The following is a 19,292-nucleotide window of genomic DNA, read 5'->3' as shown; positions in this document are numbered from 1 at the left end:
CTGCCCACAACACACGATAGATTCTATGGCTGACGGGTCGCCTCTTCTCCAGGTTGAAGATGTCTACGCAGGGTATGTGCAAGATTTAGACATTTTGCAGGGAATCCATTTCAAAATTTATCCGGGGGAACTGGTGGCCGTCATTGGGCCAAACGGAGCCGGAAAATCAACCCTGGCAAAGACGATTTTTGGATTACTGACGCCCCATCGCGGCAAAATCGTGTTCAACGACAAGAACATTGTCGGTTTAAAGTCGAACCAAATTGTGAAGCGAGGCATGTGCTACGTGCCGCAAATTGCCAACGTGTTCCCCTCGCTGACCGTAGATGAAAATTTGGAGATGGGAGCCTTTACCCGCAACGACTCGCTGCGATCGCTGAAGCACGAAATCTTTGCCACCTTTCCCATCCTGGCAGAACGGCGACGGCAGCGGGCGGGCACCCTTTCCGGGGGAGAACGGCAACAGTTGGCAATGGGGCGTGCCCTGATGCTTAAACCCAGTTTGCTGCTGCTCGATGAACCGTCTGCTGCTCTTTCGCCATTGTTGGTAAACAGCGTGTTTGAACGGGTTCAGCAAATTAACCAGACCGGAACCGCGATCGTTCTGGTTGAACAAAATGCCCGAAAAGCTCTGGCAATGGCCGATCGCGGCTATGTTCTCGATGCCGGGCGCGATCGCTTCGAGGGGCGCGGTGCCGACTTGCTTAACGATCCCAAAGTTGGTGAACTCTATTTGGGCGCAGGTCGGGTTCGCTAAGCCGCTCAATTCTCAGGAAATCTATCCTCTTCTCGTCTTAAAATAGAATTTCTGTCTCAGCCACTACTGCAATTTTTCTTGAGTCGCGGTGCTTCATCTCAGTTCCCAACACCTACAGGCGATCGCCACCCACGCCGAGCGCACCTACCCTGAAGAGTGCTGCGGGTTGCTGCTGGGTCGGCTAGAACGGCAACGTGAATCTATCCCAGACGATACCAGAACGCTGGTTGAAGTGTGGGCAACCGAAAACGCCTGGACTGCCGAGGTATCAGAAGCGATGAAAGACATTACCGCTCAGACGATAGAGCTAGGTTCTACAAAAATGAGTCGGTTTTGGATTGATCCCAGCGACCTGTTGAGGGGGCAACGGTATGCACGCGATCGCCAACTCGATATCATTGGAATCTATCACTCTCATCCCGACCACCCTGCTGTGCCATCCGAATGCGATCGATCGCTGGCGTGGCCGCAATACTCCTACATCATTGTGTCGGTGCAGCAGGGCAGCGCTCAAGACCTTCGATGCTGGAGTTTAGACGACAGGCATCAGTTCCAGCCTGAGGAGCTTTTAACCGTTACCCCGTCCCCACGATCGCTTTAACACCCTACGTCCCTACTTGCTATTGCCATGCTAAATCCCAATCTGGATGAAATCCAGCTCAGCCGAGAAGAATACGAACGCTATTCCCGTCACCTCATCTTGCCGGAAGTTGGTTTAGAGGGGCAAAAGCGCCTGAAGGCGGCCAGTGTCCTGTGTATCGGCACGGGTGGGTTAGGATCACCTCTGTTGCTGTATCTTGCCGCCGCCGGAGTGGGGCGAATCGGCATCGTTGATTTTGACGTGGTGGATAACTCCAACCTCCAGCGACAGGTCATTCATGGCACCTCCTGGGTAGGCAAACCCAAGATTGCTTCCGCCAAAGACCGCATTTTAGAAATTAATCCCAACTGTCAGGTTGACCTATACGAAACGCGGCTGTCGTCCGAGAACGCGCTGGATATTGTTGCCCCCTATGATGTGGTGGTGGATGGCACCGATAACTTCCCCACTCGCTATCTGGTCAACGATGCCTGTGTGCTGTTGAATAAGCCCAACGTCTACGGCTCTATCTTCCGGTTTGAAGGACAGGCAACTGTCTTTAACTACGAAGGTGGCCCCAATTACCGCGACCTCTATCCCGAACCCCCGCCGCCCGGCCTGGTTCCCTCCTGTGCCGAAGGGGGCGTGCTGGGCATTTTGCCCGGTATTATTGGCGTCATTCAAGCCACTGAAACCGTTAAAATTATTCTCGGTACGGGCAAAACCCTCAACGGTCGTCTATTGCTTTACAATGCCTTAGATATGACGTTCCGGGAGCTAAAGTTGCGTCCCAACCCGGTGCGACCCGTCATCGAAAAGCTGGTAGACTACGAAGAATTTTGTGGTATTCCTCAAGCCAAAGCTCAGGAGGCTAAACAGCAGATGGATATTCCCGAAATGTCTGTTCAAGAACTCAAGCAACTGCTCGATAGCGGTGCAGATGATTTTGTGCTGCTGGATGTGCGTAACCCACACGAATACGACATCGCTAAGATTCCTGGCTCGGTGCTGGTGCCGTTGCCCGACATTGAAAATGGAGATGGCGTGTCTAAGGTGAGGGAACTGATGAACGGTCATCGCCTTATTGCCCACTGCAAAATGGGTGGGCGGTCTGCCAAGGCGCTAGCCATTCTCAAAGAAGCGGGAGTGGAAGGTACCAATGTCAAGGGCGGCATCACGGCCTGGAGTCGTGAAGTCGATGCCTCTGTCCCTGAATATTAAGGTTGATGGTGCGGTTTAGGGAGGCAATGCCTCCCTAATTTTTTGGGCATGTGTTGATATTTCGAGGTTAATGTTGGTCTAATGACTTCTCTGCAAGCCCTGATTTTTGATGTGGATGGAACGCTGGCGGATACCGAGCGAGACGGACATCGGGTCGCGTTCAATCGTGCCTTTGCCGACGCTGGGTTGGATTGGGACTGGTCGCCTGAGGTGTATGGTGAACTGCTCAGCGTTACGGGTGGCAAAGAGCGCATCCGTTATTTCATCACTCAGTACCATCCAGAGGGTGTGCCTTCAGGTGATTTGCAGGACTGGATTGCTGGCCTGCACGCGTCTAAGACGAAATACTATACGCAACTGTTATCCGATGGCCACATTCCCTTACGTCCCGGTGTAAGGCGGTTGATTCAGGAAGCCAGAGAGCAGGGAATGAGGCTGGCGATCGCCACCACTACTACCCCCGACAACGTATTTGCACTATTGGAAGCGGCACTGGCTCCCGGTAGCCCTGATTGGTTTGAGGTCATTGCGGCTGGAGACATCGTTCCTGCCAAGAAACCTGCTCCAGATATCTTTCACTATGCCTTGAAGCGGTTGGAACTGGAACCGCAGGAGTGTCTGGTGTTTGAGGATTCTGGACACGGCGTAGATGCTTCGCATCAAGCGGGTTTGCCTACGGTAGTGACGGTGAACAGCTACACCCACAACCAGGATTTTTCTGGAGCGGCTCTGATTCTTAACCACCTGGGCGAACCCGACCAACCGTTTGAGGTGATGGCCGGAGAGGCTGGACAGGCAACCTACTTTGATCTGGCGCTGGCCAAAGAGCTGCACCAGAGAGCGATCGCCACACCTTAAGGTCGCTGCCTGGAATGAGATCGGGCGGCGGCTAACAGCGGTTTACCATCTGTTGAATTGCGGTTCGGATACCCTGCGCCACGTTGAGAAATGCGTCGTCGCGATCGCCCCATTTCGTAATCGGCAGGGCATTTTTGGGCAACGCTTGCAGCTTCCCAAACGGAGCATCAGCCCAATCGCACGGCTTTAGAATAATGGGGATCACTCGTGCGTCTCTGGCCTCATGGCGTTCCATTGCCCGCAGCATCTCTTTGTCGTAGCAGTAATCAGAGGCTAGAAAGTTAGCGCTGACCAACAGCAAAATGATGTGAGCCGAGTTGAGATTAGCGAAGATTTCTGCGGCCCATTCCTGTCCGGCGCTGATTTCGCGATCGTGCCACGCCGAGATAATGCCCTGCCGCTTCAGCATCGATAGGTGGGTTGCCAGTTCGTCGCGCAACTCTTCATCTTTATGCGAGTACGAAAAAAAGACTTCGATCGCCTGTATGGGTGGTGTCGGTTCAGCAGCGATGGGAATCAGTGGCATCTGGGGGATCGGCTCAACAACCGTGCTGTCCACTGTCATAAACTGCTGCATCAGCAGCATAGCCGCTTGCACCTCCTCCGGGCTGCTGGCTTTCACCTTCATCTTTCTGCCGTTGGCTTCGATCTCCATTTCAAAGGAACTGCGAACGGGGCGATCGCCCAAAAACCCAAACAAGGATCTGGCATTCGCTGGCTTCACCTCAGCCGACACCATCCCTGCCAGAAAGCCACCGAACGCCTTGTTGCCCTCTGGTGGATGGGGATCAAGAACGCGATCGACGGATTCAACGTCCTCCAGTTCACACAACTGGTTGAACAGCCATTGAGCCTCCTCATCCCGTTCCTCAGCATCTATATCAGGATCGGTGAAAGCAACCGTCACTTTAACGTGATTTACGTCCGCCATCCCCATACATTCAACCGCACAAAATCTAGTGAGCTATTGGGCAATGTTCATTTATATCAGGCTTCACCCTTGCCGTTACTGAGCAGCAGCAAATCTTCAGGGTTGCTTTCAAAGCATAGCAGCATGGTCATTTGACGCGATCGACTTTCACTCAAATGGGTTAACTTTATCCGGAACTCAACAGCCGCACTCGTAAGAGTCAATACCCTTCCTTCATGATCCTTCATTGGTAGTTCCTCAGACGCAACGGGCAACCTGAACATGAGTATTCTCTGTAACAGAAGAAAGCAATGGCAGAACTTCTCCTTCCCGCGGCTGCACGGTCGGTTAACCAGCCTTCTGAGGCATTAATGAGGTTAGACGACGGTCAACCGCCTGAGGTTGAGGCGATGCATCAAGCTGTCCTCCAACTGCCAGAGGGCTTTTGGCACACCAAAAGACAGCAAGGATTCGCCTTTCCAACAGCAGACGTGGTTGCAGCCATACAACGACTGGTGGATGTCGTGAACGACCTGCGATCGCCTGACAGCGGCTGGGGAGATGGCGTGCCGCAAACGCCCGAAGCGCTTATTCCTTATGTCACCGAAGAAGCATACGATGCGCTCGAAGCGTTGCAGCGTCAGTTTGACACGCTGACCCCAGAAACCTCCCCCTCGAACGCAGACCAGACGAAGCCAGAGTACATGTTGCTCAGCCAACTATCACCCTGGTTGCTGTGGTGTGTTGCCCGCAGCGCGTTTGAGGTGATGCAACTGCTAGAAGGAGTCGCAGCGAAACGGAGTGAACCAGGCAAAGGCTGGCAAGATGGCATGTTGCGGTTGGTGGCTTACTTCACCCTGGAAGCTCCTGATCGTCCCTATTTGCTCGACCTTACTAACTATCAGGCTCCAGAGAATTTACTACGATCGACCGACCTGATTCAATCGGATGACTGCACGCTGTGTCAGGCAAACGCTACTGTGTCAGCGCTACTACAGCAGTTGCTGCCCCAAATTCAGGCAACCACCCCGGCACTTCAGCCGTTTATGGAGGGCATTGCTGTCAATGTTTTAGCACCTCAGCAAGACTGGCAATCGAGTGTGTTAACGCTGCACCTTGGCTTTGAATTTGTAGTAACGAAGACCGATCGCCCGCTTGTCTTAGAAGAAGGCGACGATCGCCACCCCGCAGATGCGATCGTTGATATTGAAGCAACGGCAGCAACGGTTTCGGAACGCCAGGGAACCACCCTCTTAACCCAGTTCACCAATGCAGATTGGCTCAAGCAATACACCGGACTGGTGATTCAACAGCAGCTAGAAACGGTTATTCCGCAGCTACCTGCCATTGCAGCGATCGCCACAACCCGAGAAAATGCAGCCATTCCCCTGCTAATCGCCCAACTGGTAGAAGATGCCTGTGCCCTGGACGACCATCTACAGAACTCGCTCACTCTAGCCAGCCGAAACTTTCCGAAACGCGAGTCAACGTTGGATGACTTAATGCTGCGGCTGTTGTGGTGTTTTAGCCGCAGCACCTATGAGGTCATGCAATTGATGAGCGGTATCCCTGTTAAACTGTTGCAGGCTGAATCGCACTGGCAAACCGGGCTATTGCGGCTGTCTATCAGCCTTAAGGTGCAAACGCCCGAAGCCGACTGGCATCTAGATTTAGTCACCGGGCAATCTCCAGAACCCAGTCCGTTTCCGTTAAAGCCCAGTGCCATTGTGCAATCAGACGATCATCGCTGGTGTCAGCAACTCATCACCGTTGAGAACCTGCACACCCGGTTACTTCAGCACACCAGCAGCGTTTCCAACGAAATTCAATTGCTACTGGATGGAGCCGAGGTCGATCTCCTGGAAGGCGACCAGCAATGGCAACCTGGTGTAATTCGATTGAAGGCCGATTTTGAATTTGTGCCGATGAATTTCAGTTATTTTTGATACCAAATTAGCTCCATTTCTCATCTTTTTTTGCACAAAGACCTACTGAAAATTGATGCGGCAAATCTCTTTTTAGGTCGCAGCGGTAGTCTTGCAACCACTAGAGCCATAAATAAGTAATAGGATAGATGTCAAACGCTTTTTACTTTTAAGAAAGCGGTAATTTAGTCACTTAATCGGTTAAAACTGACGGTTTTAAGCGGATTTGCCTGGCTCGCCATTGAAGCAGCTAACGATTTGATTACGATTATTTCACCCATTTCCTTTAGAAAAATCTGAAGAATCGACTCATTTAGAAGTAGCGGTCGTTCATACAAACTTTAAAGCAGCTATTCATTGAAAGCAGGCGATCGCCCTTCTACCTTAAGAATGATGATGGTCTACAAACGGCCTCCTACGATGAAATCAACAAACCGTTTGGATGTGGTGAAAGACGTTATGCAATCCATTGGTCGAGCTGTTACTGAATCGAACGATCGCCCCAGTGACCCCAGAAACAGAGAGGTCGTTTATCCTGCTCATGATCCGCAGAATAGCAACCTGGCGACTCCCATCAATTCCTCGAAATTGGTAAAAACCTATCTCAGCAGTCTGTCTGCCTACCGTGAAGGGTTAACTCCCTTGCGTAGAGGGCTAGAAGTAGGGGTGCTTTTGGGTTACATCCTGTTGGGGCCATTTGCGAAGCTCAACCCACTGCGTGATACTGCAAACGCTAACCTAATTGGTCTACTTTCAACCTTCGGCATGATCATCATTGCTACAGGCTCGATTGTGCTATATGCAGCTAGCAATCCACCAAAACCCATCAAAACCATCTCAACACCGCCGCCGCCAGAAGAGCTTAAGTCTCCTGCCGGCTGGAACCAGTATGCCATTGGCTTTTTATTTGGGGGAGCAGCCGGGGCGGTTATCGCATTCGCGCTGATCAATGTGTTGCCTCGATTCCTCTAACATCGACCAGTAACGATCGCCCGCATCGGGTCAGCGTTTGACCCCCTAATTGCTCTGTTTCAAGAACCTCATCCTCCTGCTCTTTTCGAAAACAGCGAGGGGAGGTTCCCTTTTGTTTTTGAAGATTACATAAATCAATGGTGAATTGACCTGAAAGAAAGCTCAAACCTCCGCAAATTGGTCTGGAATCGAAGGCATATTGAGTGTAAGCTCTTATGTGGGTTGGTAAATCTCTCTCAGCGCAGTCTTTATTATCCTTGGGTTCACCCTGTTGTAGGATGACGATCGCTCACTCAAAACGCCAGATTAGAAGAAGGCTGCATACAAGAACAGACTGTTCTTATCCACGAACTGATACGGCGTAAGATTACTGAGTTCGTTCTGAGAGAAAAACTAGTCGCCAACCACTTGGGTAGAAACACCGTGGAGAAGCACTATTGATAGGCATAACCTTGCAGATAGCCAAGTTAAGCAGATAAGCCCAGCAGATAAGCCAAAGACCAGAGAGTAGCTCATTTCACTGCAAACCTGCGGATCTTGAGTTTTTAGCCAGACCAGCCTTAACGCCCAAGCTACTCAGCCCTTTCCTTCCAGAAAACCTTGCTGCAATAACCTCACGATTGAGGAGAATCAAATGAGAGATTTCGTTTTAGACGCACCCAGTTCCAATCGCTACACCTACTTTGTGGCTCATTACGGCAAAGACTTCTACAAGCAAACCGCTGTACTGCACGTTAAGCACGACTTTGGCGACTCGATTCAAACCCTCCACGTTTTAATTCGAGAGCGGATTAACGAAGTGCTAGGCGAACAAACTCCGTCTTGCTATCACATCCTGGCATTGGCAGCACCAGAAGCAATTCCTGTTTAGGTATGACAGCCATTTAGCGTTAACGATCTCTAGCTAACAGCATCCGATCGCTTTCACGCTCCGTAATTAAATCATTCAGTGATGTGTAAAGACAGGCCGTTGGCCTGTCTTTCGCTTTTTCAGACGGAGTTTGCTGGGGCAGGAAGGACAAAAAAGCGCTTTGCAGCGTTGGGATATACGGAAAAGTTGGGGGAAGGGGTGCAAAGTTCCCCTGAACACGACAGAATTGTGTATACCTCTCGCGTTGCCCCAGTCTGAAGATGATAAACAGGTTTAGGATTGGCACCAAAATTGGTGCCAGCTTTGCATTAGGAGTTGCTATCTTTGCCGGAATTGGCTTGCTCTCGTATCAGAGCGCTATCCGCCTGATGGAAGCCTCGCGGCGCGTAACCCATACGTACCTGGTTTTGAGCGACCTCGAAAACCTGTTATCGACCATCAAAGATGCCGAAACTGGACAGCGAGGGTACATCATCACAGGAGAAGAAGAGTATTTAGTGCCATATCGGCAAGCGCAAGAGCAGCTTCAGCAAAAAGTAGCAGACCTGCGGAACCTGACGACTGACAACGATTTTCAACAGCAGCGCCTTGATGAGCTGGAATTATTGATTAACCGCAGAGTCGCTGTGCTAGAAGAAGTGCTGGCGCTCCGCCGTACCCAGGGGTTAGAAACGGCAGCGCAGGCTGTACGAACGGACAGGGGAAGAAGTTTGATGGATCAAATTCGAGCCACGGTGGCTCGAATGGATGAGGAGGAACGCCGACTGTTGCAGTTGCGAGCGCTGGAGTCAAGGCGTGCCACTCGGCAGATGCTCTACAGCATTTTGCTAAGCGCCCCACTCTATTCCATCCTGCTGGCCTTGATTGGGTTTGCGTTGGCGCGACATATTTCTAAACCGCTGAAAAAGATTTCGGATGCCGCAGAGAGGCTAGGGGAAGGCGATTTATCGATTAGTTTACCCAGCAGCGATCGCCGTGACGAAATTGGGGTATTGACCCATACCTTCAACGACATGGTTGCCAGCCTGCGCGACACCAACCAGCACAATGAGGAACAAACCTGGCTCAAGTCTAATTTGGCTGAGTTTACGCAAATGCTCCAGGGACGGCGGGATTTGGTGACAATATCGCGTCTAATTTTGTCGGATCTGGCCTCTTTAATTGGGGCACAGCAGGGCTTGTTTTACTTGCTGGAAGACGACGACGAGCATCAGCCTGTTTTAAAACTCTTAAGCAGCTATGCCCATCAAGAACGAAAACACCTATCGAACCAGTTCCGGTTGGGGGAAGGGTTAGTGGGGCAGTGTGCCCTGGAACAGCAGCGAATTTTGCTCACCGACGTGCCAGGTGACTACATCCGCATTAGTTCTGGTTTGGGGGAGATATCGCCCCTCAATATTATTGTGTTGCCCGTTTCGTTTGAAAACCAGGTAACGGCAGTCATTGAACTGGCATCGTTGCAACGATTTCGTGAGATTCATCTCACCTTTCTGGATGAAGTGAGTGGAGCGATCGGTGTGGTGCTGAATGCGATCGTGGCTAATCGACGCAACGAAGAACTGCTAGAGTACTCGCAAACTCTGACGACAGAACTGCAAGAAAGCAATCGTCTTTTAGAAGAACAGGCGCGATCGTTACAAGAATCAGAAGCGCTGCTCAAGCAACAGCAGGAAGAATTGCAGCAGTCAAACGAGGAGTTGCAGCAACTCAATGAAGAACTAGAAGAGAAAGCAGAATTGCTCTCGGTACAAAATCAAGAAGTCGAGCGCAAAAACAACGAGATTGAACAGGCCAGACGATCGGTTGAGGAAAAAGCAGAGCAGCTTGCCCTCACGTCTAAGTACAAATCGGAGTTCCTGGCGAACATGTCCCACGAGTTGCGGACACCGCTGAACAGTTTGCTGATTTTGGCACGGCTGTTGGGGGATAACCCAGATGGCAACCTCAGCGGTAAGCAGGTGGAATATATTCGCACGATTTATTCGGCTGGAACCGACCTGCTAGAGCTGATCAATGACATTCTAGACCTGGCAAAAATTGAGTCTGGCACAATGTCAGTGGAGATTGAGCCGCTTCAGCTTACCGATCTAAAGAACTATGTTGAAAGCAACTTTGAACAACTGGCTCAAACCCAAAACCTGACCTTTCGGGTAGAGCTAGCCGAGAACCTGCCCGACACCATTTCAACGGATGCCCGACGGCTGCAACAGGTGTTGAAAAACTTGCTGTCCAATGCGTTCAAATTTACTGATGAAGGTAGCATCACGCTCAGGATGGCTCCGGCTAATGGCTCATTTGTCAACGGCACATCCGACAATGGCGCTTCATCAGCGATCGCTTTTTCGGTCATTGACACTGGCATTGGCATTTCACCCGAAAAACAGGCCATTATCTTTGAAGCCTTTCAACAAGCCGACGGCACCACCAGCCGGAAGTATGGTGGAACGGGTCTGGGGCTTTCCATTAGTCGTGAGCTAGCGCAACTGTTGGGTGGATGGATCGAGTTGACGAGCCAGTTGGGGCAGGGCAGCACCTTTACCCTGTATTTGCCGCAACTGCATGAGGCGCAACCACCCGCTCGACCCTATCAGGGAACCGTGCGGTCATCATCTCGATCGGCGAGTGCTGTTAAAGCGGCCATGACGACGGCAACTCCCAGTGTAGGCGCGGCTCCCCCCTCGCCTGGAGATCAGGTTTCCAAAGCCCCTAGACGAGTCGTTGCTGATGATTATGGCTCGATTCAACCGGGCGATCGCACCCTGTTAATTGTTGAAGATGATCTCAATTTTGCCCGAATTTTGCTAGACATGGCACGCGAGCAGGGGTTCAAAGTGCTGGTGGCCTCGCGCAGTGAGGATGGCCTCGCGCTCGCGCGCGAGTATAAACCCAATGCCATTATGCTGGATATCCATTTGCCCGACCTGGATGGGTGGACGGTGCTCGATCGCCTCAAGCACGATCCGGGTACACGCCATATTCCAGTCCATATTTTGTCGGTAGATGATGAGCAGCAACGGGGGTTTCAGTTGGGCGCGATCGCCTATCTGCAAAAGCCCATTTCTCCAGATACATTAACGCAAGCGCTGGTGAGCATCAAAGGATTCATTGATCGTCAGGTGCGGCGGTTGCTAGTGATTGAGGATGACCACATCCAGGCAGAAAGTATTCGAGAGTTAATTGGCAATGGAGATGTGCAAACCACCGTTGTCGGCACTGGTAGTGAAGCGCTAACGGTACTGAAAACCGAAACGTTTGACTGTGTGGTGCTGGACTTAGGCTTGCCCGATATGGACGGCTTTGAGTTAATTGAGCAAATTAAACAAGAAGAGAAGTTGGCCTATCTGCCGATCATTGTTTACACGGGCAAAGAACTCTCTCGTCCAGAAGAAACCCGCTTAAAGCGGTTAGCTGAAACCATCATTGTTAAAGATGTGCGATCGCCAGAACGGCTCCTGGACGAAACGGCATTGTTTTTGCATCGCATTCAAGCCAACTTACCTCAGGCCAAGCGCCAAATGCTGGAACAGCTTCATCAAACCGATTCGGTATTGGTGGGCAAAACAGTGCTGATCATTGATGATGACGTTCGCAACATCTTTGCGTTAACGAGTTTATTAGAACGATATGAAATGAACGTGCTATACGCCGAAAATGGTAAGGATGGCATTGACTGTTTGCGATCGCATCCCGAAGTGGATGTGGTGTTGATGGATGTAATGATGCCTGGAATGGACGGATACGAAACGACGCGCACCATTCGCGTTCAAGAACAGATGAAAACGCTTCCCATCATTGCGCTGACGGCTAAAGCCATGCAGGGCGATCGCGAAAAGTGTATTGAAGCCGGAGCCTCAGATTACATCAGTAAACCCGTTGACACCGAGCAATTACTCTCACTATTACGGGTGTGGCTTTATCGCTAAAGGAGTGATGGTTGGTAAACCGCCTGTGATGCAGATGTCGCCAGCGTGACGCCTTCATGTTGCAACAACCATTGCTTTCGCTCCAACCCACCGGCATAACCCGTTAACTTACCGTTTGCGCCAATGACGCGATGGCAGGGCAGCACGATCGCCACCGGATTCAGGGAATTGGTCATGCCAACCGCACGCACCGCTTTGGGGTGGCCCAGCCGAGTCGCTAGCTGGCCGTACGTCATTACCGTACCGGGGGGAATCGATCGCAACGCCAACCACACCTGCTGTTGAAACGGGGTGCCGCCCGTCCTCACGGGGATATCGTTTAAACTGCTCCAGTCGCCTGCCAGGTAAGCTTGCATCCGTTCGCTAAACCCCTGAGGATTGAGCGTTTCAATCCAGCGGATAGTGCCATACCGTTTTTGCAGCAGTTGGGTCATGCGAGATTCGTAGCCCGCAAAATCCAGAGCGCAGAGTGTCTCGCCATCCGAAACAAGCAAAATTTGCCCGATCGCAGAATCCAGTTTGTCTATCAATAAGTCTGTCATGCTGATAGCACCTCATGCTTCGTTGGTTGTGTAAGGGGTGGGGCTGGGGTTAGCGACCATAAATGCATAGCTGCATACGCCCGCCACGGTCGCCATGCCTGGGAGCGATCGGCCAACTGCGCTTTGGTGACGGGATGCCCCAGAACAGCCATCGATCGCAATAACCCCAGATCGGTTGCCGGAAACGCATCTGGTTCACCCAGTGCCCGCATGGCAATATACTGAGCCGTCCATTCTCCAATTCCCGGCAACTGGCAAAGGGTTTGCACCGCAGACTCCAGGCTGTGGCAGTCGGTCAAAAACCGGGGATGGGCAGCAGTAGTAGCCGCAAAAGCGGCGATCGCCCTGGCTCGCGATTGAGTGATGCCCAATGTAGCCAAATCAGCCGTTGCCAGTACGTCCGGGCGCGGAAATACAGCGCGCAACGCAGGATCGGGGCAGGGCAGCCCTACCACGCTAAGCGGCTCACCGTAGGTTTTGACTAAGCGACCCGCCAGGGTGGTTGCGGTTGCCACACTCACCTGCTGTCCTAAAATGGCTCGCACCCCCAGCTCAAACGAGTCGAATGCTCCTGGAATCCGCAATCCCGGCTGTTTTGCTACCACCGGAGCCAGCAGCGGATCGGACTCAAAATGTGCTGCAATCTCCCTGATGTGGGCACTCAAATCAAACATTCGCCGCAATCGTTCTACGATCTGTGCCAACAGCCGCACGTCTGGAAAGCAGATATGAGCGATCAGGTAAGGCTGACTGGCGACCGGGCGAACTTCAACGATGCCATGATGCTCACCGATGGCGATCGCCCGCCGATAACCCTCCATGCTGGCTTGCTCCAGCCCCGGCGTAGCTCTGGGGATAAGAAACCGCATCAATGCCGCCCAGTCATAGGGAGGGCAAAACGGTAACTTTAGAGCAATGGTTGGCGTGTTGGTCGAGACAGGTTGCGCGGTTTGCCGCCTGAGATCGGTGGGCGATCGCCCATAGTTTTTTTGAATCACATCGTTAAAGCGGCGAATGCTGCTAAATCCGGCAGCCATTGCCACATCGGTCATGGATAGGGTGGTATCGTCGAGCAACTGTTTAGCAAACAACAGCCGTCGGGCATGGGCTACCGCACTGGGAGAAGTGCCAAGGTGTTTGGTAAACAACTGACGCAGGTGGCGATCGCCCACACCCAGCCGGGTTGCCAGTTCGGCCACCGTACCCTCATCTAGCGCCCCCTCCCCAATCAGCCGCAGCGCCCGCGCCACCGTTACTGCCGTGCCCACATAGGCCACCAAGTGGGGCGACAGTTCTGGGCGGCAGCGCAGGCAAGAGCGAAACCCAGCCTGCTGCGCTGCTGCCGCACTCGCAAAGAAGGTGCAGTTCTCGCGCTTTGGCGTGGTCGCCGGACACATCGGACGGCAGTAAATGCCAGTGGTGTACACGGCAACAAAGAATTGCCCGTCGAAGCGAGCATCTTTAGTTTGAATGGCGCGGTAACACAAGTCTGGGTCAAGATGGGGGTGCATTGAAGCTAATTGAACGCGTGTCCACAGCATAGAGTGAGCCAATGGGAACAGCTAGCCATTTTCGGAACTGAACCTGGAGGAGCGAATGGTTTAGAGATCTCATCCCCCCGATCGTTAGTTGGTTAAAAATTGGCGAAGAATTAAGCCGCTGGGCGGTCGATCGCCACGCTCAAAGACTCTATGGTTGAAAGGTAATACCCCACGATCGCGGAGTTGAACTGGCTTAGCAAACCCGCCAGCATTTCGTTCAAACTTATGATGACTACCGACCAAGAAGCGTTAGAAGAAATCGAAATTCAACTGCTCGTAGAAGGCGTCTATCGCCATTATGGGTACGATTTTCGCAACTACGCCCTATCCTCGCTCCGCCGCCGCATCTGGAACGTGGTTCGCCTGGAACAGGTTGACACCATCTCGGCGTTGCAGGAACGCGTGTTGCATAATCCAGCTTGCCTGGAACGCTTTGTGCTGGGGCTGACGGTAAACGTTACTAACATGTTCCGCGACCCGTCTTTTTATTTGGCCTTTAGAAAAAACGTGATTCCTATCTTGCGAACCTACCCATTCATCCGAATTTGGCACGCGGGTTGCTCAACCGGGCAGGAGGTTTATTCGATGGCAATTTTGCTGCAAGAGGAAGGGCTTTACCAGCGGTGCCGCATCTACGCTACCGACATGAACGAACGGGTATTACAAGAAGCCAAAAGCGGTATCTTTTCGCTGAAGCTAATGCAAGAGTATACGCAGCTCTATCTAAAGGCGGGGGGCAAGCGATCGTTCTCTGAGTACTATACAGCAGCATACGACAACGCTATTTTTCGATCCTCGCTCCGGGAAAACGTTGTTTTTTCACAACACAATCTGGCAACCGATGGGTCGTTCAACGAATTCAATGTCATTTTGTGTCGCAATGTACTGATTTATTTCAATCGTTCATTGCAACGACGAGTGCATCAACTGTTTTACGATAGTCTTTGTAAATTTGGAATTTTAGGACTGGGACGACAGGAAACGCTAAAGCTGACGGCTTACGAAAAGCACTACGCGGAGCTAGAACGTGGCGAAAAACTGTATCGGAGGTTGAACTAGTGGCGTTTGACCTGATTGTGATCGGCACGTCATTAGGTGGACTGTCTGCCTTGAGAGTATTGCTGGGTGGCTTACCTCCCGATTTTTGGGTGCCTCTGGCGATCGTACAACATCGTCATAAAGATTCTGACGACATGATGAGCCTGTTTTTACAAGAATATGTCGCCCTACCGCTCAAAGAGGTTGAAGATAAAGACGAGATTCAACCAGGGCAGATTTACATAGCACCGGCTGATTATCATCTGCTGGTTGACCGAGACTGTTTTAGCCTGTCAACCGATCCACCCGTTTCCTATGCTCGTCCTTCGATAGATGTGCTGTTTGAATCGGCTGCTGATGCTTACGCTGAACGGGTCATTGGCGTGGTTTTAACGGGAGCCAATCAAGATGGTGCGAAAGGATTGGCTAAGGTGAAAGCAAGAGGCGGCGTGGCGATCGTCCAAGACCCCAGAACGTCTGAAAGTACCGTGATGCCAGAAGCCGCGATTGCTTGTGTCAACCGTCTGGCCGAAGTGCAATTGGCTCCTCAAAGAATGGGATCGCGCGACAGAAGTGATTCAGTCGGCGTAGACTGGATTTTACCGCTACCTGAAATTGCCCCCCGTCTGGTCAGTTTGTGTCAGCCCGCGCACCTATAAACTCATGCAGTCGAACTCTACCGTTAGTATTCTCCTGGTTGACGACCATCCAGAAAATCTACTGGCACTAGAAGCGGTGTTGGGCGGTCTTGGCGGCAATTTGGTCAAGGCACATTCAGGCGAAGAGGCGTTGAGATGTCTGCTGCATCAAGACTTTGCGGTTATCTTGCTGGACGTGCAGATGCCAGGGATGGACGGCTTTGAGACGGCTACCTTAATCCGCAGTCGGGAGCGATCGCGCTACACTCCCATTATCTTTTTGACCGCCTTTAGCACCAGCGAAAACATGGTGTTTAAGGGATATTCTCTCGGTGCGGTTGATTATCTGCTCAAGCCCATCGAAGCCGAAATTTTGCTCTCCAAAGTGTCTGTATTTGTCGAGCTATTCGAGAAGGCACAGGAAATTAAACGACAGGCCGCTCAACTGGAAGCGATGAACACCGAACTGCGAACCAGCGAAGAGCGGTTTCGCCTGTTGAGCGCCTGTTCTCCGGTGGGAATTTTTCTAACGAACGTTGAGGGGTACTGTACCTACACCAACCCTCGTTGTCAGGCAATTTGCGGGTTTACCTTACCCGAAAGCCTGGGAGACGGCTGGCTGGGCTTCATGCATCCAGAGGATTTAGAGCGGGTACGAGACACCTGGTTTGCTTGCGCCCAAAATGTTCGAGAATATTCGGGCGAGGTGCGGTTTCAACAAACACCCGAAACGGTGCGCTGGACCCATGTGCGATCGTCCCCCATGTTTTCGAACGAAGGAAAACTGATTGGGCATGTGGGCACAATTGAAGACATCACCGAACGGAAGCAATCAGAAGAGGTTCGGGCACAAATCATTCAAGAGCAGGCCGCGCGGCAGCAGGCAGAAACGGCCAACCAGATGAAAGACGAGTTTTTAGCTGTGCTGTCGCATGAATTGCGAACGCCGCTCAATGCCATGCTGGGATGGGCACAGTTATTACGGACGCGCAAGTTTGATGATGCAACGATGCAACGAGCGTTAGAGGCGATCGAACGCAATGCCCGCGCCCAGGCGCAACTGGTAGAAGACATTCTGGATGTCTCGCTGATTATGCAGGGCAAACTGCGGTTGAACCGCTATGCGGTGGGGCTAAAGACCATCATTGAAGCCGCCGTAGATTCGGTGCGCCCCCAGGCAGAAGATAAATCGATCGGGCTGACCGTAGAGTATGACGAATCGGCTAACCGGGTGTGCGGCGATCCCGATCGGTTACAGCAGGTGGTGTGGAACCTGTTGTCTAACGCGGTTAAATTTACGCCAGAACATGGTGAGATTGCGGTTCGCCTGAAACGAGACGATGGACAGGCGGTGATCGAAATTGCTGATACCGGGATGGGAATTCATCCCGACTTTTTGCCACACGTGTTTGAACGGTTTCGCCAGGCCGACAGCACCACGACGCGAGCCTATGGTGGTCTAGGGCTGGGGCTGGCGATCGTTCGCCATTTGACAGAGTTGAACAACGGTACGGTTACGGCCCATAGCAAAGGCGAAGGAACAGGCGCAACCTTTACCGTCAAACTGCCCCTGTGGGATAGTCAAGCTGACCAGAATGGCAGTTGCCCCACATCTGAGCAAACGATGTCGTCAACCGATTTGAGCGGCATTCAGGTGCTGATTGTAGATGATGAAGTGGATACCCGCGAATTCCTGATTTTGATGATAGAGCAGCACGGAGCCAGCGTGCGGGCGGTGGCCTCAGCGGATGAGGTGCTGGAGCTGTTGCATGGGTTAATGCCTGATGTGCTGGTGAGCGATATTGCCATGCCCGAGAAAGACGGATACGAGCTGATTCAAGCGATTCGTAAGCGGCCTGCCGATCGCGGCGGCAACCTGCCTGCGATCGCCCTGACGGCCTACGCGACGGAAGGAGACTGCGAGAAGGCGATCGCGGCTGGATTTCAGCAACATATTGCCAAGCCAGTAGATCCTGAGGAATTGATCGCAGCGATCGCACGTCTGGCGAAAAGCCCCATCGCTCAACCCTTAGCAACCGAATAATCTCTGTTGGTTTGGCGGCAAACAGCCTGATAGATCTCCAGATGTTGACGGGCGATCGTCTCCCACTGAAAGCGCTGAGCCAGGGAAGCGGCGCGTTGGGACAGGCGATCGCGTAGAGCAGCATCCTGCAACACCGTGAGCAGTGCTTGAGTGAGAGCCGCTGGGTCACGGGGCGGCACCAGATGAATCACGTGGCGATCGTCCAGTTCGGCATCGAGCTGTTCTTTACGAGTGGCGATCGTGGGCAAGCGGTGAGCAAACAGGGTTAACAACGAGCCGCTTTTAAGGGTAATGCCGTGGTTGAAGGGCAACACGCCAATGTCTGCTCCGGATAAATAATGAGAGGCGGTTGCAGCATCAACATAACCTGTTAGCTTCACGGAATGAGTCAGGCCAAGGTCAGCCACCTGCTGATGGAGTTGCTGCCAATAGCGTTGAGCGTCCTCACCGCGCAAGGCGAGGCTTTCCACACCACCAATTAGCAACAGTCGCGCCTGCGGTGCTTGCTGCACCACTTGCTGAAACGCAGGCAGCAATGTTTCTAACCCCTTAACGGGATGAAGGAAGCCGAAGAAGGCAATCACCTGGGTTGCGGTTGACCAACCATACTGTTGCCGCAGTTGAGCCTGAGCCAGCGATCGCTCGATCGGTACGACTTCAACGTTTGCACCAATTGGGATGAAATGGAGGCGATCGCCAAGCTGGGGAAGACGGCTACGAATAATGGTTTTAGCGTTGGCATTGGTGGTGATAATCGCGTTGCTCCCGGTCAGCAGGAATCCATCTTCTTGATCCCACCAGCCGCGCTGCTGTCCCCATTGTTTTAGCCACTCCAGTAACCGGGGTGGAATCCGATTGGGGTGCCATTCCCACCAGCCATACTCATGAGCCGTGGTGACAATCGGTTGGCGATATCCCACCCGCCGCAACAGCCAGGGCAGCAAAAAAATGGCACGTTGGAAGCCATAACTGCCAGCAGCATGTTGGATGTGCAAGACATCGGCTGGAGTCGAGCGAATGGCTTGAAGCAGCGGCAGCAGATCCGTTAGTTGCCAGGCGTGACCAGCCCCTACCACCGTTGGGTTGCTGGCAACTGCGGCAGCGGCATGGGTGGTGAGTACCGTTGAGGTAACTCCACGCTCTGCTAAAACGGTGCGAAGACGGGCAGTGTAATGGGCAACACCGCAGCGATCGGGTTGATAGCTACCGGGAATCAGAACAATATGCATGGCTCAGTGAAAGGTGCAATATCATTAGGTGGGAGCAGCATGACTCTCCCGGCTGGTTTTGGATGCTTCTTAAGAGGATGTCTTAAAAGTGCTAAGCTCCAACTCGAACCGCCCCCTAATCCCCCAATTTTGGCTTCGACGTGAGCGCTCAGCCGAACGGGGACTTCCGAATCAATTCTGTTTCAAAGTCTCCCAAAATTGGGGGATTTAGGGGGCTAATTTAGAATGTTGAGCCATTCTCAG

General features: G+C 52.3%; 16 protein-coding genes. 11 read left to right on the top strand and 5 right to left on the bottom strand.

Annotated features, from left to right (window positions below):
- Positions 1-25: 25 nt before the first annotated feature.
- The 4 genes from IQ268_RS18035 to IQ268_RS18020 all read left to right on the top strand — a co-directional run bounded on the left by IQ268_RS18035 (position 26) and on the right by IQ268_RS18020 (position 3,416).
- The gene (locus IQ268_RS18035; RefSeq protein WP_193881998.1) at positions 26-757 is read left to right on the top strand and encodes an ABC transporter ATP-binding protein; all 732 of its coding nucleotides are present in this window, start codon (positions 26-28) and stop codon (positions 755-757) included.
- Between the two features lie 88 nt (positions 758-845).
- A complete protein-coding gene (locus IQ268_RS18030; RefSeq protein ID WP_193881996.1) occupies positions 846-1,358 on the top strand; it encodes a M67 family metallopeptidase in 513 nt (170 codons plus the stop codon).
- Positions 1,359-1,385: 27 nt separating this feature from the next.
- A complete protein-coding gene (moeB, locus tag IQ268_RS18025) occupies positions 1,386-2,558 on the top strand; it encodes a molybdopterin-synthase adenylyltransferase MoeB (protein WP_193881993.1) in 1,173 nt (390 codons plus the stop codon).
- 81 nt (positions 2,559-2,639) lie between these two features.
- Entirely contained in the window at positions 2,640-3,416 is a 777-nt protein-coding gene (locus tag IQ268_RS18020) for an HAD family hydrolase (RefSeq protein WP_193881991.1), read from the top strand.
- A 31-nt stretch (positions 3,417-3,447) separates the two neighbouring features.
- On the opposite strand, the gene IQ268_RS32365 is transcribed toward IQ268_RS18020, so the two are convergent.
- Complete coding sequence (locus IQ268_RS32365) at positions 3,448-4,347, bottom strand: toll/interleukin-1 receptor domain-containing protein (protein WP_228035482.1); 900 nt, start codon at positions 4,345-4,347, stop codon at positions 3,448-3,450.
- A 56-nt stretch (positions 4,348-4,403) separates the two neighbouring features.
- On the bottom strand, positions 4,404-4,550 hold the full coding sequence (locus IQ268_RS18010; RefSeq protein ID WP_193881988.1) for a hypothetical protein: 147 nt from the start codon (positions 4,548-4,550) through the stop codon (positions 4,404-4,406).
- Positions 4,551-4,637: 87 nt separating this feature from the next.
- On the opposite strand from IQ268_RS18010, the gene IQ268_RS18005 reads away from it, so the two are divergent.
- The 4 genes from IQ268_RS18005 (at position 4,638) to IQ268_RS17990 (ending at position 12,017) form a co-directional block, all read left to right on the top strand.
- Positions 4,638-6,272: a hypothetical protein gene (locus tag IQ268_RS18005; RefSeq protein ID WP_193881985.1), complete on the top strand. Its 1,635-nt coding sequence runs from the start codon at positions 4,638-4,640 to the stop codon at positions 6,270-6,272.
- A 399-nt stretch (positions 6,273-6,671) separates the two neighbouring features.
- Complete coding sequence (locus IQ268_RS18000) at positions 6,672-7,223, top strand: photosystem I reaction center subunit XI (RefSeq protein ID WP_228035481.1); 552 nt, start codon at positions 6,672-6,674, stop codon at positions 7,221-7,223.
- Between the two features lie 634 nt (positions 7,224-7,857).
- Positions 7,858-8,094, top strand: a complete 237-nt coding sequence (locus IQ268_RS17995) for a hypothetical protein (RefSeq protein ID WP_193881982.1) — start codon at positions 7,858-7,860, stop codon at positions 8,092-8,094.
- A gap of 260 nt (positions 8,095-8,354) precedes the next feature.
- A complete protein-coding gene (locus tag IQ268_RS17990; protein WP_193881979.1) occupies positions 8,355-12,017 on the top strand; it encodes a response regulator in 3,663 nt (1,220 codons plus the stop codon).
- On the opposite strand, the gene IQ268_RS17985 is transcribed toward IQ268_RS17990, so the two are convergent.
- Complete coding sequence (locus IQ268_RS17985) at positions 12,014-12,559, bottom strand: methylated-DNA--[protein]-cysteine S-methyltransferase (RefSeq protein ID WP_193881975.1); 546 nt, start codon at positions 12,557-12,559, stop codon at positions 12,014-12,016. The genes IQ268_RS17990 and IQ268_RS17985 overlap by 4 nt on opposite strands.
- Positions 12,556-14,100 carry an AlkA N-terminal domain-containing protein gene (locus IQ268_RS17980; protein ID WP_228035480.1) on the bottom strand — a complete coding sequence of 515 codons (1,545 nt, stop codon included), beginning with the start codon at positions 14,098-14,100 and terminating at the stop codon, positions 12,556-12,558. The genes IQ268_RS17985 and IQ268_RS17980 overlap by 4 nt, the downstream gene beginning before the upstream one ends.
- Positions 14,101-14,328: 228 nt before the next feature.
- Between IQ268_RS17980 and IQ268_RS17975 the strand changes: the two genes are divergently transcribed.
- From IQ268_RS17975 to IQ268_RS17965, 3 genes are read left to right on the top strand one after another with little or no spacing between them, the layout of a single operon-like run.
- Positions 14,329-15,159, top strand: coding sequence for a protein-glutamate O-methyltransferase CheR (locus IQ268_RS17975; RefSeq protein WP_370584678.1), 831 nt, complete (start codon positions 14,329-14,331; stop codon positions 15,157-15,159).
- Entirely contained in the window at positions 15,159-15,797 is a 639-nt protein-coding gene (locus IQ268_RS17970; protein ID WP_193881968.1) for a chemotaxis protein CheB, read from the top strand. The genes IQ268_RS17975 and IQ268_RS17970 overlap by 1 nt, the downstream gene beginning before the upstream one ends.
- 4 nt (positions 15,798-15,801) lie before the next feature.
- On the top strand, positions 15,802-17,820 hold the full coding sequence (locus IQ268_RS17965) for a response regulator (protein WP_193881965.1): 2,019 nt from the start codon (positions 15,802-15,804) through the stop codon (positions 17,818-17,820).
- Here IQ268_RS17965 and IQ268_RS17960 read toward each other — a convergent pair.
- Positions 17,799-19,049 carry a glycosyltransferase gene (locus IQ268_RS17960; protein WP_193881962.1) on the bottom strand — a complete coding sequence of 417 codons (1,251 nt, stop codon included), beginning with the start codon at positions 19,047-19,049 and terminating at the stop codon, positions 17,799-17,801. The genes IQ268_RS17965 and IQ268_RS17960 overlap by 22 nt on opposite strands.
- Positions 19,050-19,292: the final 243 nt, after the last annotated feature.

This window comes from Oculatella sp. LEGE 06141, assembly GCF_015207605.1.
Classification (GTDB): Bacteria; Cyanobacteriota; Cyanobacteriia; order Elainellales; family Elainellaceae; genus Oculatella.
The sequence above is the reverse complement of the archived record's forward strand: the minus strand, read 5'-3'. Positions and strand labels throughout refer to the sequence as shown.

What these genes read in the sequence shown, in the direction of transcription:
- IQ268_RS17960 (WP_193881962.1), bottom strand. Translation starts at nt 19,049, where the DNA reads ATGCATATTGTTCTGATTCCCGGTAGCTATCAACCCGATCGCTGCGGT.
- IQ268_RS18005 (WP_193881985.1), top strand. Translation starts at nt 4,638, where the DNA reads ATGGCAGAACTTCTCCTTCCCGCGGCTGCACGGTCGGTTAACCAGCCT.
- IQ268_RS18035 (WP_193881998.1), top strand. Translation starts at nt 26, where the DNA reads ATGGCTGACGGGTCGCCTCTTCTCCAGGTTGAAGATGTCTACGCAGGG.
- IQ268_RS17990 (WP_193881979.1), top strand. Translation starts at nt 8,355, where the DNA reads ATGATAAACAGGTTTAGGATTGGCACCAAAATTGGTGCCAGCTTTGCA.
- IQ268_RS17975 (WP_370584678.1), top strand. Translation starts at nt 14,329, where the DNA reads ATGACTACCGACCAAGAAGCGTTAGAAGAAATCGAAATTCAACTGCTC.
- IQ268_RS17985 (WP_193881975.1), bottom strand. Translation starts at nt 12,559, where the DNA reads ATGACAGACTTATTGATAGACAAACTGGATTCTGCGATCGGGCAAATT.
- IQ268_RS17965 (WP_193881965.1), top strand. Translation starts at nt 15,802, where the DNA reads ATGCAGTCGAACTCTACCGTTAGTATTCTCCTGGTTGACGACCATCCA.
- IQ268_RS18020 (WP_193881991.1), top strand. Translation starts at nt 2,640, where the DNA reads ATGACTTCTCTGCAAGCCCTGATTTTTGATGTGGATGGAACGCTGGCG.
- IQ268_RS17980 (WP_228035480.1), bottom strand. Translation starts at nt 14,100, where the DNA reads ATGCTGTGGACACGCGTTCAATTAGCTTCAATGCACCCCCATCTTGAC.
- IQ268_RS17995 (WP_193881982.1), top strand. Translation starts at nt 7,858, where the DNA reads ATGAGAGATTTCGTTTTAGACGCACCCAGTTCCAATCGCTACACCTAC.
- moeB (WP_193881993.1), top strand. Translation starts at nt 1,386, where the DNA reads ATGCTAAATCCCAATCTGGATGAAATCCAGCTCAGCCGAGAAGAATAC.
- IQ268_RS18000 (WP_228035481.1), top strand. Translation starts at nt 6,672, where the DNA reads ATGAAATCAACAAACCGTTTGGATGTGGTGAAAGACGTTATGCAATCC.
- IQ268_RS32365 (WP_228035482.1), bottom strand. Translation starts at nt 4,347, where the DNA reads ATGGCGGACGTAAATCACGTTAAAGTGACGGTTGCTTTCACCGATCCT.